This is a genomic window from Yersinia alsatica, from assembly GCF_025133195.1.
GTDB lineage: Bacteria > Pseudomonadota > Gammaproteobacteria > Enterobacterales > Enterobacteriaceae > Yersinia > Yersinia alsatica.
Map to the genome: position 1 here is coordinate 3,400,797 of NZ_CP104006.1, position 14,439 is coordinate 3,415,235.

Consider the following 14,439-nt stretch of genomic DNA (forward strand, 5'->3'; position numbering starts at 1 on the left):
ATGTCCTCCGGGAGGAGGCATTCATGCATCAGTCGTTTTACATCCGCAAGCGGATAACATGTAGGACACTATGTATTTGATAATGCCGTGCTTTTGATTATGTCATCTTTGATAAACGTTTTTTTCATCAGCATGTCGCTGTAAAATTTGTAGCTTAGTTACATTTTACTATCGGATTCATTATCCGCTGTTTTAACAACACCATGCTTCATCAGTCAACGGAGTAAGAGATGTCCAGACGGCTCAGAAGGACCAAGATTGTTACTACACTGGGGCCGGCTACTGACCGCGACAATAATCTGGAAAAGATTATTGCTGCGGGCGCTAACGTAGTCCGCCTGAATTTTTCCCATGGTAGCGCCGAAGATCATGAATTGCGGGCCAATAAAGTCCGTGAAATTGCCGCCAGATTGGGGCGCCATGTTGCGATTCTTGGCGATTTGCAAGGTCCGAAGATCCGGGTATCTACTTTTAAGGAAGGCAAAGTTTTCCTTAACGTACACGATAAATTCTTGCTGGATGCCAATATGGCAAAAGGCGAAGGCGATAAAGACAAAGTTGGTATCGATTATAAAGGCCTGCCTGCTGATGTGGTTCCCGGTGATATCCTGTTACTGGATGATGGTCGAGTACAACTGAAGGTTATTGAAGTTCAGGGTATGAAAGTATTCACCGAAGTGACTGTAGGTGGCCCTCTTTCCAATAATAAAGGCATTAATAAGTTGGGCGGTGGCCTGTCAGCCGAAGCATTAACGGAAAAAGACAAAGCCGACATTATTACCGCCGCTAAAATTGGTGTCGATTTCCTGGCAGTTTCTTTCCCTCGTACCGGTGAAGATTTGCATTATGCGCGCCGTTTGGCCCGTGATGCTGGCTGCAATGCTCAAATCGTGGCAAAAGTTGAACGTGCTGAAGCCGTGGCAACTGATGAAGCGATGGATGATATCATTCTGGCCTCTGATGTAGTGATGGTGGCGCGGGGTGACTTGGGTGTTGAAATTGGCGACCCTGAGCTGGTCGGTATCCAGAAAAAACTGATTCGTCGTGCTCGTCAGCTTAACCGTGCGGTCATCACTGCAACTCAGATGATGGAGTCAATGATTACCAATCCAATGCCAACACGTGCAGAAGTAATGGACGTGGCTAACGCCGTATTGGATGGTACTGACGCCGTAATGTTGTCGGCAGAAACAGCCGCTGGGCAGTATCCGGCTGAAACAGTTGCGGCAATGGCCCGTGTTTGCTTGGGTGCTGAAAAAATCCCAAGTATTAATGTGTCTAAGCACCGTCTTGATGTGCAATTCGACAATGTCGAAGAAGCTATCGCTATGTCTACCATGTATGCAGCCAACCACCTGAAAGGCATCACCGCAATTATCGCGATGACCGAATCGGGCCGCACTGCTCTGATGATGTCTCGTATCAGTTCTGGCTTACCAATCTTTGCCATGTCACGTCACGACCATACTTTGAACCTGACGGCTATCTATCGTGGTGTCACCCCGGTTTACTGTGATACTCACACCGATGGCGTGTTGGCGGCTAATGAAGCAGTCAATCGTCTGAAAGACAAAGGTTTCTTGGTATCTGGCGATCTGGTTATTGTGACACAAGGCGATGTGATGGGCACGATTGGGACAACCAATACCAGCCGTATCGTCCGAGTTGATTAATTTGTTTTAATTAACTAAAAGCAAAAGCCCGCTCATCAGAAGCGGGCTTTTTTATACTCAATGGTAATAACGCTTAATAAATATCCTTACGGACATAAGGCTCTATTTCACCCTCTTTACGGGTTTTCAGCAGCTTAAGAATCCAGGTATATTGTTCCGGATTAGGTTTTACCAACAGCTCAACTTCTTCATTCATTCGGCGAGCAATATAAGCATCATCGGCATCCGCTAAATCGTCCATTGGTGGGCGAATATAGATATCAAGGCGATGCTCGCGATAATTGTAAACCGGGAACATTGGCACAATAGCTGCGCGGCATACTTTCATTAACCGCCCTACGGCTGGTAATGTCGCTTTATACGTGGCGAAGAAATCGACAAACTCACTTTGCTCAGGGCCATAGTCTTCATCCGGTAAATAGTATCCCCAGAAGCCCTGACGCACTGAGCTAATAAAAGGCTTAATCCCACTCTCACGCGCATGAATACGCCCACCAAAACGCAAGCGAGCACTGTTCCATAGATAATCGACCAAGGGATTACGTTGATGATGGAACATCCCGGCAACCGGCTTACCCTGCTCGGCTAAAAGCATGGCTGGAATATCAATCGACCAGGCATGGGGCACCAACAAAATAACATTACGTTCTTGTTGTTGCAGGTGGTCTAGAACATCTAGCCCATGCCAGTGAACACGAGATAGCACCTTCTTCGGATCACGAAAACAGAGTTCCGCCATCATCATTAAAGGCTGTGCCGCCGTAGCAAACATCTGGTCAATAATATGCTCGCGCTCGGCTTCTGGCAGTTCAGGCATGCAATAGAGAAGATTAATGCGGGCACGGCGTCGGGCGCTTTTAGCAAATTTCCCGGCGAAACGACCAATTCCAGCCAACAGTGGATCTCGGAATTTCGGTGGAACATAAGCCATCGCCGCCATAGCTCCGGTTCCTAGCCATACCCCCCAAAAACGTGGATGTAGGAAAGATTTTTTGAATACTGGGATAAAGCCAGCAGCGTCGTTTTTCTCTTTTTGCATGGGGGAACTCTTAGATTGGCAGTGGACTAATAATAATTGCAGTCGATATCTTTTGCAGACAATCTTTTAAAAAATAGTCTGTTATAAAAGCGACTCTGCGCAGTTAATGTCCGGAAACAAAATCGATATCAGATAAATAACCTATCTAACAGACTGAAACTGAGCCGCCAGGGTGTACCGCTGGCGGCGTAGAGATAATCAATCCGGTAGAAATAACGACCGGATAACGGTTAATCCAGTTGCAGCTGTGGAATCACCTGTTTGGCAATGGCCAGATACTCGCTGCGATCTTTGCCACTTAACCCTTCTGAACGTGGCAACTTAGCCGTCAATGGGTTAACCGCTTGCTGGTTCATCCAGAATTCATAGTGCAGATGTGGGCCAGTAGAACGGCCAGTGTTACCTGACAGCGCGATACGGTCGCCGCGTTTCACTTTTTGCCCCGGCTTAACCAGCAGTTTCTTCAAATGCATATAGCGCGTGGTGTATTGGCGACCATGGCGGATAGCCACATAGTTACCCGCCGCACCACTGTGCTTGGCGATAACGACTTCGCCATCACCCACCGCCAGCACCGGTGTCCCAACCGGCATAGAGAAGTCAACTCCTTTATGCGGCGCGATACGCCCGGTGACAGGGTTAAGACGGCGAGGATTGAAGTTAGACGATACGCGGAATTGTTTTATCGTAGGGAAACGCAAGAAACCACGCGCCAGACCAGAACCCTGACGGTCATAAAACTTACCGTCATCGGCGCGGATAGCATAGTAATCTTTACCACCGGAGCGCATACGCACCCCAACCAGTTGGCTTTGTTCACTACGACCATCAAGGATTTCGCGCGACATCAACACCGCGAATTGGTCGCCTTTACGCAGTTTGGCAAAATCCAATTGCCACTGTAATGCTTTAGTCACTGCGCGGATTTCAGAATTAGTCAAACCGGCCTTTTTCGCACTGGTAACAAAACTGCCATCAAGCCGACCCGTCAGAACCGAATTACTCCACTCACCCTTCTGCAGCTCTTTGGTCTCTTTGAAGTTATTACCAACGCGGTTATAAGTGCGGGTTTCACGACGTGAAACTTCCCACGTCAAACTTTGCAAATCACCGGCATCATTAACGGTCCAAGAGATTTGTTGCCCAATTTTCAGATTACGTAAATCACGATTCTGATTCGCCAATAACGACACATCGGAAATATCGATACCATATTGGGTAAGAATGCTGCTCAGGGTATCCCCCGTAGAGACAACATACTCATGGACACCCGCTTCAGTGGCATCTTTGGTATCTAATTCATCTTGCGGGATTTCATCATCAGGGGCTGGCTGATCGATAGGTTCGCTGGCTTCAGGTAATAAAATGCGGGGTTGACTGTTATCTAACACCACGCTTTGGGCGATGGGATCATGCTCCGGATGATAAACAAAAGGCCGCCAAACAGCGACGGCCAGTGTCATTACGGTCAACGACCCCAGCATGATGCGGTGGGGGCGAGGGAGATTGTTATACGCCAAAGTGATAGTTCGGACTATCTGCTGCACTTATGAGTATCCTTTTAATCTTACTTCAGGCAGCTCACGTATTGGTTAGACAACTGAAACAAAAAGTTCACATAGCTGTCCTTGCCTAATACTATGCCACTCCCCAAGGGATCCAATGTGCCAGAACGCACATCTGTTCCTTTGGCGACAGCACTAATGACGGCCGGCCTGAATTGTGGCTCAGCAAAAACGCATACCGCTTTGTGCTCAACCAACTGTGTTCGAATTTGATGTAAACGCTGCGCACCAGGCTGTATTTCAGGATTGACTGTAAAATGCCCTAATGGGCTCAAGCCAAAGTGTTTCTCAAAGTAGCCATAGGCATCATGAAAAACGAAGTATCCCTTACCTTGCGCAGGCTTGAGCATAGTAGCAATATTTTTTTCATTTTGCGCTAGTTGATCCTCGAATCGGCGCAGGTTTGCATCTAATTTGTCCTTATTTTGTGGCATAAGTTCCAATAATCTGTCGTGAATGGCGATTGCAGATTGTTTTGCTATGGTTGGCGATAACCAAATATGCATATTATATTCGCCGTGGTGGTGCTCATCGCTGTGATTATCTTTAGCATGATCATGGTCATGCCCTGCTTGTTCCCCTTCATCTTCATCATGCTCGTCGCCTTTCATTAATAAAGGCGTAACAGAAGGTAACTCAGCCAGAGCTATCTGCTTGTTATCAGCAACTTGCGTCAGAGGCTTTGCCAGAAATGCTTCCATTTCAGGTCCGACCCAAATAACCAGCTCAGCACTACGTAACCGCTGGACATCTGATGGGCGTAGAGCATAATCGTGTGGCGACGCGCCATCAGGCAATAAAACTTCTGTTGGCAGCACACCATCCGCAATGGCTGAGGCGATAAATCCCAGCGGACGCACTGATGTAACGACCGCAGCCGAGGCAATATTAAATGGGTTAGCGACTAAAATTACGCTGGCCAGCATTGCCCGCTTCAGCCATTTATTTTTATGTAACATAATACGAATTCTCGACGTTTTGATGGGTAAAGCGTAATATTATAACATTCAATCGGTTCTGCAAACGTAATCATAATGTCCACATTGGTAACTCTAAATAAGATATCCGTCACTTTTGGTAGTCGACGGGTACTAAATGATATTTCCCTTTCTCTGCGTCCGGGAAGAATACTCACCCTGCTTGGGCCTAATGGCGCGGGCAAATCAACACTGGTTCGCGTGGTGTTGGGGTTGATTGCCCCCACTAGCGGCACACTGGTTCGAGAGCCGGGTTTACGGATCGGCTATGTCCCGCAAAAACTCCATCTGGATGCGACGTTACCGCTCACTGTCAGCCGCTTTATGCGCTTAAAACCCGGCGTTAAAAAAGCAGATATCCTGCCGGCCCTAAAACGGGTGCATGCCGCTCATTTATTAGATCAACCGATGCAGAAACTGTCTGGTGGTGAAAACCAGCGCGTGTTGTTAGCGCGGGCATTATTGAATCGGCCGCAGTTATTAGTGTTGGATGAGCCTACGCAAGGTGTTGATGTTAATGGGCAATTAGCGCTGTATGATTTGATTGAGCAACTGCGTAGAGAACTGGGTTGTGCCGTCCTGATGGTTTCCCATGACTTGCATTTAGTGATGGCTAAAACTGATGAAGTATTGTGCCTCAATCAGCATATTTGCTGCTCCGGTGCACCAGAGGTGGTATCGACTCACCCTGAGTTTATTGCCATGTTTGGCAATCGTGGAGCCGAACAACTCGCAGTTTATCGTCATCACCATAACCATCGTCACGATTTACACGGAAAGATTATTTTGAAGAACAGTGGGAGTCGTGACGCATGATTGAATTATTGCTGCCCGGCTGGTTAGCGGGTGTATTACTGGCAACCGCGGCGGGGCCACTGGGTTCTTTTGTGGTCTGGCGTCGAATGTCCTATTTTGGCGATACTTTAGCTCACGCATCTTTGCTTGGGGTGGCATTCGGTTTACTGCTAAATGTAAATCCATTCTATGCCGTGATTGTGATGACCATGGTATTGGCGCTGATTTTGGTATGGCTAGAACGTCGCCCGCAACTGGCGGTCGATACCCTATTAGGAATCATGGCCCATAGCGCATTATCACTAGGTTTAGTGGTGGTCAGCCTGATGCACAATGTGCGGGTTGATTTAATGGCCTATCTGTTTGGCGATCTACTTTCCGTAACACTGAGTGATATCTGGCTGATTGCCGCTGGTGTGGTGGTGGTATTGGGGGTTTTGTGCTGGCAATGGCGCGCACTGTTATCAATGACCATTAGCCCAGAGTTAGCCCATGTCGACGGGGTGAATCTGGAGCGGGTACGCATGCTATTGATGTTGGTGACCGCACTCACTATAGGGTTGTCGATGAAGTTTGTCGGCGCCCTGATTATCACTTCACTGCTGATTATCCCCGCCGCTGCTGCACGTCGCTTTGCTCGAACACCAGAACAAATGGCCGGAATTGCCATCGGTATTGGCATTATTGCCGTGACTGGCGGCTTAACATTCTCTGCGTTATATGACACGCCAGCGGGGCCTTCAGTGGTGCTTTGTGCTGCGGCAATGTTTGTTCTTAGCCTGTCACAAAAAGCACGCGGGTAATCACTTTCTCTTGGGGTTTATATTGATAAGCCCCAATTCCCCTCAAACCCTTTCCCCCTGCTATTCTTAATTATACTTAGTTGGTCATTATTTTATTCTCTGCCGATAAGCATCAATTCTGTATTTTATATTTTAATTAGTGTGATCAACCACAAATACAATTGATAGGCAGTGTAATACCCTGCCATCCTCTCAAACTAATGAGCATTATAATGGTTATGCAGTTATTTCTGCATAGGCTTTGTACGCTCCCAATTTTTGCACAATGATTATTGCGCAGAGGCGACCTATCATGGATAGATCCACCCCCACTGGTTTACTTCAGCAACCTAAACCGTTCTTTATGATCTTTTTTGTCGAGTTGTGGGAAAGGTTCGGCTATTACGGTGTGCAGGGGATTCTTGCTGTTTTCTTCGTCAAGGAGTTAGGTTTCTCGCAGGAGCAGGCATTTGTGACTTTTGGCGCTTTTGCGGCATTGGTTTACGGCTTGATTTCAATTGGTGGATACGTTGGCGACCATCTATTAGGCACCAAACGCACGATGGTTTTAGGCGCAGTGGTGCTGGCTATCGGCTATTTCGCCACCGGCCTATCACTGTATCAACCCAACTTAATCTTCTTCGCACTAGGTACCATCGCCGTAGGTAACGGTTTATTTAAAGCCAACCCAGCAAGCTTACTGTCGAAATGTTATCCGCCTAAAGATCCACGTCTGGACGGGGCCTTTACGCTGTTCTATATGTCGATCAATATTGGCTCCTTACTGTCACTATCATTGGCGCCCGTTATCGCTGAACGTTTCGGTTACACCATTACCTATTACTTATGTGGCATTGGTTTGATTTTTGCTCTGTTGGTCTACTTCTGCTGTCGCCATATGGTGCGCCATATTGGTTCAGAGCCCGATGCAAAACCCTTAAATTGGCGAAACCTCTTCCTGGTACTGGCTGGGACGGCGGTAATGATATGTGTCTGCGCCTGGTTGATGAACCATGTGATCATTGCCAATCTGGTGCTGATCGTGTTATCGCTAATTGTGGTGTTTATCTTCTTCAAAGAAGCATTGAAGCAGGACCAACTGGGCCGTAATAAAATGTTTGTGGCTTTTATTCTGATGATTGAAGCCATCGTGTTTTATGTTCTATATGCACAGATGCCCACCTCATTAAACTTCTTCGCTATTAATAATGTCCATCATCAAATTCTTGGGTTCAATATCAACCCGGTCAGCTTCCAGGCATTAAACCCATTCTGGGTGGTGGTTGCCAGCCCAATTCTAGCTTCGATTTATACCCGTTTAGGCAGTAAAAATCGGGACTTATCCATGCCAGCAAAATTCACTCTAGGGATGTTTTTATGTTCACTGGGTTTTCTGACCGCAGCCGCAGCCGGGATGTGGTTTGCTGATGCACAAGGTCTGACATCCCCTTGGTTTATTGTTCTGGTTTACTTATTCCAGAGCCTAGGGGAATTGATGATCAGTGCGCTAGGTTTAGCTATGGTGGCTGCACTGGTGCCGCAATATCTGATGGGATTTATTCTGGGGATGTGGTTCCTGACACAAGCGGCATCATTCCTGATTGGTGGCTATGTCGCCACCTTTACTGCGACACCGGAGGGGGTAACTGATCCGTTGGAAACATTGCCTATTTACACTGATGTGTTTGGTAAAATAGGCATGGTTACACTGGTCATTGCGTTGGTTATGGCACTGCTGATCCCATGGCTTAACCGAATGATTAACACCCCGGTGGTAGAGAAAACCGCCGCCTGAAGATAGTCATAAACAGGGCTGATACTGACTCAGCCCTGCATTAAAGAAAACTTACTCTTCGCGAGTGATACCGAAATGTTTATAGGCATGGTTGGTGGCAATACGCCCACGTGGTGTCCGCTGAATAAAGCCTTGCTGGATTAAGTATGGTTCCAGAACATCTTCAATGGTTTCACGCTCTTCGCCAATGGCGGCTGCCAGATTATCTAGCCCCACCGGGCCGCCCATAAACTTATCAATAACTGCTAGCAAGAGTTTGCGATCCATGAAATCGAAACCTTCGGCGTCGACATTCAGCATATCCAGAGCTTTCATTGCAACATCACCATTAATTGCGCCATCTGCCCTGACTTCGGCAAAGTCCCGCACGCGGCGCAGCAAACGGTTGGTGATACGTGGTGTTCCCCTTGAGCGACGCGCTAATTGATGCGCCCCTTCGGCGGTTAATTCCAGCCCCAGACACTTGGCGCTGCGTGAAACGATATGTTCTAAATCAGCAACTTGATAAAACTCCAGCCGCTGGACAATACCGAATCGATCACGTAATGGCGAGGTCAGTGACCCTGCACGCGTCGTCGCACCAATCAAAGTAAAAGGCGGCAAATCAAGTTTGATTGAGCGCGCAGCCGGCCCTTCACCAATCATGATATCCAACTGATAATCTTCCATCGCCGGATAGAGAATTTCCTCAACCACTGGTGATAAACGGTGGATTTCATCAATAAACAGCACATCGTGGGGTTCCAGATTGGTCAGCATGGCAGCTAAATCACCAGCTTTCTCCAACACCGGGCCAGAAGTTGTCCGTAGATTTACCCCCATCTCATTGGCGACGATATTCGCCAGTGTGGTTTTACCTAACCCCGGAGGGCCAAAGATCAACACATGGTCCAGTGCATCGCCACGCTGTTTAGCCGCCTGAATGAAGATTTCCATCTGCTCGCGGACATGAGGCTGCCCGACATACTCTGCCAACAGTTTCGGGCGAATAGCCCGGTCAATACTCTCTTCATCACTGATAACACCCGCAGATATCAGGCGGTCTGCTTCAATCATCCTTAACCCCTATTATTTCTATAACGCGGCGCGCAGGGCATCACGAATGAGGGTTTCACAATCTGCACCCGGTTTAGCTATTTTACTGACTAAACGGCTGGCTTCTTGTGGTTTATAACCTAAAGCCACCAGCGCAGAAACAGCTTCTGCTTCAATATCGGCATCGGAAGTTTGCGAAGCACTGGCGGGTAACTGAATATCGCCGGTATTGTTGAACAAATCACCATTGAGGCCTTTAAAGCGGTCTTTCATTTCGACCACTAGCCGCTCAGCGGTCTTCTTGCCCACACCCGGTAACTTCACCAATGTAGTGATATCTTCTCGCTCAACTGCTGCGACAAACTGCTGCGCCGACATGCCAGAGAGAATGGCCAGCGCGAGTTTTGGCCCAACGCCATTAACTTTGATCAATTCACGAAACAGTGCCCGCTCCTGCTTGTCATTAAATCCGTACAGCAGTTGAGCATCTTCGCGCACCACAAACTGGGTGAAAATAATGGCTTCTTGCCCCAAATCTGGCAGCTCATAAAAGCAAGTCATCGGTAATTGGACTTCATAGCCAACACCGTTTGTTTCCAGCAGCACCAATGGCGGCTGTTTTTCCAGAATGATACCTCTGAGGCGCCCTATCACGTTGACTCTCTCCTCGATTACCCACATTAGGGTATGAACATAATGGCTGTTTATAGCATAAAAAAGGCTGGATGGATATCCAGCCTACAATAACAGTTAACCCGCTCGCATAAAATAGCGGCTAGCGGATTCTACCGCGAGCCAACGTCATCTGCTCATTACCCAGTCGCAGGGTATTTTGACTCAGATGGCAATGGGTAATAGCAATTGCCAATGCATCAGCAGCATCGGCTTGCGGGTTCGCCGGGAGTTTTAACAACGAGCGTACCATGTGCTGGACTTGGCTTTTTTCCGCCGCCCCGGTTCCAACTACCGTCTGTTTAACCTGACGAGCTGCATATTCGGAAACGGGCAAATTCAGATTTACCGCCGCGACAATAGCCGCACCACGCGCCTGCCCCAACTTTAAAGCTGAGTCTGGGTTTTTCGCCATAAACACTTGTTCGATGGCAAAAAAGTCAGGTTGAAACTGAGTGATAATTTCAGTCACGCCTGCATAGATTAACTTCAGGCGAGTAGGCATATCGTCAACAACCGTGCGGATACAGCCGCTGCCCAGATAGGTGAGCTGACGACCCTGCTGGCGAATCACGCCATAACCGGTGACACGAGAACCGGGATCGATGCCTAATACGATCGCCATACCAGCTTATTTACCTTTTCACATCAAAAGCCCTGGCCACCAATGCGGCCAGAGAGGATTACAGATAGATTTAATGAGTAGGATGAGTCAGCGATGATTTACAGGGTTGCTGCAACTTCATCAGAGATTTCACCGTTATGGTAAACCTCTTGCACATCATCAGAATCTTCTAACATATCAATCAAGCGCAGCAGTTTTGGTGCCGTTTCAGCATCCAGATCCGCTTTAGTTGATGGAATTAAGGAGACTTCAGCACCCTCAGCAACCAGACCCGCAGCATCCAGTGCATCTTTCACCGCACCCAGCGATTCCCAGGCAGTGAACACGTCAATAGCACCGTCATCATAGACCACGATATCATCCGCACCCGCTTCTAGCGCCGCATCCATCACCGCATCTTCTGCTAAACCCGGTGCATAGGAAATAACACCTTTTTTGGTGAATAGATAAGAAACCGAGCCATCAGTCCCCAGATTACCACCTGTTTTGGTGAATGCATGGCGGACTTCAGATACAGTACGGTTACGGTTATCACTCAAGCATTCGACCATGACCGCAGTACCGCCCGGGCCATAACCTTCGTAAATGATGGTTTCCATGTTGTTATCTTCGTCACCACCCACACCACGGGCAATCGCGCGGTTCAGGGTGTCGCGTGTCATGTTATTCGACAACGCTTTATCGATAGCAGCACGTAAACGTGGGTTGGCACCCGGATCACCACCACCCAGACGTGCGGCAGTTACCAACTCACGAATAATTTTAGTGAAAATCTTACCGCGTTTAGCATCCTGTGCCGCTTTGCGGTGCTTTGTGTTGGCCCATTTACTATGACCTGCCATAAATAAGTATCTCCAAAATAGCCTAATTATCCCCTTGGTACTTGAAGCCACCGCGGTGTTAGCTGTCCTCACTCACCCAAATCACTTGCTTATATACGTTCATCGGGCTGGTTCGGTGGTCGCCTACCTGTAATTTCAATTACCTTGGGGATAGACGGGAATTAAATAACAAACTCTTCAATCGCTTGCTGATTACTCCAGGACTTGGTCGATGCTGCGGCCTCCACAGCATCGACCCACTGATAAGCAAGATGTTCAGTAATAACCACATCCCGCTCTTCAGGTAACGCCAGACAGAACCAATGTTCTTTATTCCGCGTCACACCCGGTGCATAGCGATGGCGAAAATGCATAAAAATTTCAAATTCCACGCAACGTTGGCAGTCGATCAACTCAAGGTTTTCACCCAGTATATCAATGCCGACCTCTTCCTTTACTTCGCGCTGCGCAGTTTGCAACGGAGTTTCTCCCTCTTCCAGACTGCCGGTCACCGACTGCCAGAAATCAGGGTCATCACGCCGTTGCAACATCAGCACCCGACCACTCGATCTGGCGTAGATAACTGCCAGTATTGATTCGGGGCGTTTATAATTCATTACTTCTCGTCTTCCACGCTATCCGTCGCCCCTTTCTTCGCCACAACGCTGATAGACAGCTCTTGCAATGAAGCAGGATTAGCAAAACTTGGCGCATCAGTCATCAGACAAGCTGCAGCAGTGGTTTTCGGGAAGGCAATGACATCACGAATGTTATCGGTGCCGGTCAGTAGCATCACCAGACGGTCAAGGCCAAAAGCCAGACCGGCATGTGGTGGGGTACCGTATTTCAATGCGTCCAACAAGAAGCCAAACTTCTCACGTTGTTCATGTTCATTGATACCCAGAATACCAAACACCTGCTGTTGCATTTCAGTGCGGTGGATACGCACCGAACCACCACCGACTTCATAGCCATTGATGACCATATCGTAAGCATTGGCGATAGCTGTGGTCGGTGCCGCAGCCAATTGTTCCGGGCTCATATCTTTAGGGGCAGTGAACGGATGGTGCATGGCGGTCAGGCCACCTTCGCTGTCATCTTCAAACATTGGGAAGTCAACCACCCACAGCGGTGCCCATGTCCCCAACTGAGTCAGTTGCAGGTCGCGACCCACTTTCAAGCGCAGTGCGCCCATGGCGTCAGTGACAACTTTGTCGCTATCTGCGCCAAAGAACAGGATATCGCCGCTTTCTGCCTGAGTACGAACCAGAATCGCTTCCAGCACTTCTGCACTGAGGAATTTCGCCACCGGGCTTTGTACACCTTCAATACCCGCAGCACGGTCATTCACTTTCAGCCATGCCAAGCCTTTTGCACCATAGATGCTAACAAACTGAGTGTATTCATCAATTTGCTTGCGAGTCACTTGAGCGCCGCCCGGAACACGCAGTGCCGCAACACGGCCTTTAGCATCATTGGCAGGGCCAGAGAAGACTTTAAACTCAACATCTTTGACCAAGTCAGCGACATCCACCAACTCTAATGGGTTGCGCAGATCGGGCTTATCGGAACCATAGCGACGCATCGCTTCGGCAAAAGTCATTACCGGGAAATCGCCCAGTGAAACACCTTTGGTCTCTTGCCACAATTCACGCACCAGTTTCTCCATCACTTCACGCACTTGATCGGCGGTCATGAAAGAGGTTTCCACATCGATCTGAGTAAATTCAGGCTGACGGTCAGCACGTAAATCTTCATCACGGAAACATTTTACAATCTGATAATAGCGGTCAAAACCAGACATCATCAGCAGCTGTTTGAACAGCTGTGGCGATTGTGGCAAGGCATAGAATTTGCCTTTATGTACCCGGCTTGGCACCAGATAGTCACGAGCACCTTCAGGAGTTGCCTTCGTCAGCATTGGGGTTTCGATATCAAGGAAACCATGGCTGTCCATAAAGCGACGTACGAAGCTGGTAATTTTAGCGCGGGTCTTCAGGCGGTCGGCCATTTCCGGGCGGCGCAGATCCAGATAGCGATACTTCAGACGCTGCTCTTCACTGTTGGTCTGGTTGGAGTCCAGCGGCAAAGGCTCGGAACGGTTGATAATATTCAGCGCGTGGGCAAAGATTTCTACTTCACCGGTAGGCATATCTTTATTGATTTGGTTGTCAGGACGCGCGCGCACAGTACCAGTAATCTGAATACAGAACTCATTACGCAGCTCAGAAGCTTGCTCATAAGCGGCTTTATGGTCCGGGTCGAAGAACACCTGAACGATGCCTTCGCGATCGCGCATATCAATAAAAATCAGGCCACCCAAGTCACGACGGCGGTTAACCCAACCACAAAGAGTCACTTCTTGGCCCACATGGGACAGATTCAACTGCCCGCAATACTCAGTACGCATACAATATCCTTTTACTCAGCCGATGCCGCACGCGTTATCTACTGTCCGTGCGGCTGTTTTCTGATGAGCCCTTATTGAGCCTCAGCTACTACTGTCTGGTTTACTCTTATTATCTGGTTTGCTGTTACTGCCCGGCTTGAAATCTGTCGCGTACCAGCCGGTGCCTTTCAATTGAAAACCGGCCGCAGAGATAAGTTTCGATAACGCGGGCTGATGACACGCAGGACATTGAGTCAGAGGCGCGTCGGAA

Annotated in this window: 14 protein-coding genes; 4 read left to right on the top strand and 10 right to left on the bottom strand. The window is 48.4% G+C overall.

Annotated features, from left to right (window positions below; translation table 11 throughout):
* Positions 1-230 precede the first annotated feature (230 nt).
* Entirely contained in the window at positions 231-1,673 is a 1,443-nt protein-coding gene (gene pyk / locus N0H69_RS15135) for a pyruvate kinase (protein ID WP_050107246.1), read from the top strand.
* Positions 1,674-1,746: 73 nt separating this feature from the next.
* Here the strand turns inward: pyk and lpxM are convergent, their stop codons facing one another.
* The 3 genes from lpxM to znuA all read right to left on the bottom strand — a co-directional run bounded on the left by lpxM (position 1,747) and on the right by znuA (position 5,236).
* Positions 1,747-2,712, bottom strand: coding sequence for a lauroyl-Kdo(2)-lipid IV(A) myristoyltransferase (gene lpxM / locus N0H69_RS15140; protein WP_050146459.1), 966 nt, complete (start codon positions 2,710-2,712; stop codon positions 1,747-1,749).
* 230 nt (positions 2,713-2,942) lie between these two features.
* Positions 2,943-4,259, bottom strand: coding sequence for a murein DD-endopeptidase MepM (gene mepM, locus N0H69_RS15145; protein ID WP_050151731.1), 1,317 nt, complete (start codon positions 4,257-4,259; stop codon positions 2,943-2,945).
* Between the two features lie 20 nt (positions 4,260-4,279).
* Positions 4,280-5,236, bottom strand: a complete 957-nt coding sequence (gene znuA, locus N0H69_RS15150) for a zinc ABC transporter substrate-binding protein ZnuA (RefSeq protein ID WP_050151730.1) — start codon at positions 5,234-5,236, stop codon at positions 4,280-4,282.
* Positions 5,237-5,311: 75 nt separating this feature from the next.
* On the opposite strand from znuA, the gene znuC reads away from it, so the two are divergent.
* From znuC to dtpB, 3 genes are all read left to right on the top strand, one after another.
* Positions 5,312-6,070: a zinc ABC transporter ATP-binding protein ZnuC gene (znuC, locus tag N0H69_RS15155; RefSeq protein WP_049556201.1), complete on the top strand. Its 759-nt coding sequence runs from the start codon at positions 5,312-5,314 to the stop codon at positions 6,068-6,070.
* A complete protein-coding gene (gene znuB, locus N0H69_RS15160; protein WP_050107250.1) occupies positions 6,067-6,852 on the top strand; it encodes a zinc ABC transporter permease subunit ZnuB in 786 nt (261 codons plus the stop codon). The genes znuC and znuB overlap by 4 nt, the downstream gene beginning before the upstream one ends.
* A gap of 292 nt (positions 6,853-7,144) precedes the next feature.
* Positions 7,145-8,626 carry a dipeptide/tripeptide permease DtpB gene (dtpB, locus tag N0H69_RS15165; RefSeq protein ID WP_050107251.1) on the top strand — a complete coding sequence of 494 codons (1,482 nt, stop codon included), beginning with the start codon at positions 7,145-7,147 and terminating at the stop codon, positions 8,624-8,626.
* Positions 8,627-8,677: 51 nt separating this feature from the next.
* Here dtpB and ruvB read toward each other — a convergent pair whose 3' ends face one another.
* From ruvB to N0H69_RS22275, 7 genes are all read right to left on the bottom strand, one after another.
* Positions 8,678-9,682: a Holliday junction branch migration DNA helicase RuvB gene (gene ruvB, locus N0H69_RS15170; RefSeq protein WP_004708521.1), complete on the bottom strand. Its 1,005-nt coding sequence runs from the start codon at positions 9,680-9,682 to the stop codon at positions 8,678-8,680.
* 18 nt (positions 9,683-9,700) lie between these two features.
* On the bottom strand, positions 9,701-10,315 hold the full coding sequence (gene ruvA, locus N0H69_RS15175) for a Holliday junction branch migration protein RuvA (protein WP_050107252.1): 615 nt from the start codon (positions 10,313-10,315) through the stop codon (positions 9,701-9,703).
* Between the two features lie 121 nt (positions 10,316-10,436).
* The gene (ruvC, locus tag N0H69_RS15180; RefSeq protein WP_004708525.1) at positions 10,437-10,958 is read right to left on the bottom strand and encodes a crossover junction endodeoxyribonuclease RuvC; all 522 of its coding nucleotides are present in this window, start codon (positions 10,956-10,958) and stop codon (positions 10,437-10,439) included.
* Between the two features lie 98 nt (positions 10,959-11,056).
* Positions 11,057-11,800, bottom strand: coding sequence for a YebC/PmpR family DNA-binding transcriptional regulator (locus N0H69_RS15185; protein WP_050107253.1), 744 nt, complete (start codon positions 11,798-11,800; stop codon positions 11,057-11,059).
* Between the two features lie 161 nt (positions 11,801-11,961).
* A complete protein-coding gene (nudB, locus tag N0H69_RS15190; RefSeq protein ID WP_050133981.1) occupies positions 11,962-12,396 on the bottom strand; it encodes a dihydroneopterin triphosphate diphosphatase in 435 nt (144 codons plus the stop codon).
* Entirely contained in the window at positions 12,396-14,189 is a 1,794-nt protein-coding gene (aspS, locus tag N0H69_RS15195; protein WP_050151729.1) for an aspartate--tRNA ligase, read from the bottom strand. The genes nudB and aspS overlap by 1 nt, the downstream gene beginning before the upstream one ends.
* An 81-nt stretch (positions 14,190-14,270) precedes the next feature.
* Positions 14,271-14,426, bottom strand: coding sequence for an FmdB family zinc ribbon protein (locus N0H69_RS22275; protein WP_235895943.1), 156 nt, complete (start codon positions 14,424-14,426; stop codon positions 14,271-14,273).
* Between the last annotated feature and the right edge of the window lie 13 nt (positions 14,427-14,439).

Coding starts and splice junctions, on each gene's coding strand:
- pyk (WP_050107246.1), top strand. CDS start 231: ATGTCCAGACGGCTCAGAAGGACCAAGATTGTTACTACACTGGGGCCG.
- lpxM (WP_050146459.1), bottom strand. CDS start 2,712: ATGCAAAAAGAGAAAAACGACGCTGCTGGCTTTATCCCAGTATTCAAA.
- znuA (WP_050151730.1), bottom strand. CDS start 5,236: ATGTTACATAAAAATAAATGGCTGAAGCGGGCAATGCTGGCCAGCGTA.
- znuC (WP_049556201.1), top strand. CDS start 5,312: ATGTCCACATTGGTAACTCTAAATAAGATATCCGTCACTTTTGGTAGT.
- znuB (WP_050107250.1), top strand. CDS start 6,067: ATGATTGAATTATTGCTGCCCGGCTGGTTAGCGGGTGTATTACTGGCA.
- dtpB (WP_050107251.1), top strand. CDS start 7,145: ATGGATAGATCCACCCCCACTGGTTTACTTCAGCAACCTAAACCGTTC.
- ruvB (WP_004708521.1), bottom strand. CDS start 9,682: ATGATTGAAGCAGACCGCCTGATATCTGCGGGTGTTATCAGTGATGAA.
- ruvC (WP_004708525.1), bottom strand. CDS start 10,958: ATGGCGATCGTATTAGGCATCGATCCCGGTTCTCGTGTCACCGGTTAT.
- N0H69_RS15185 (WP_050107253.1), bottom strand. CDS start 11,800: ATGGCAGGTCATAGTAAATGGGCCAACACAAAGCACCGCAAAGCGGCA.
- nudB (WP_050133981.1), bottom strand. CDS start 12,396: ATGAATTATAAACGCCCCGAATCAATACTGGCAGTTATCTACGCCAGA.
- aspS (WP_050151729.1), bottom strand. CDS start 14,189: ATGCGTACTGAGTATTGCGGGCAGTTGAATCTGTCCCATGTGGGCCAA.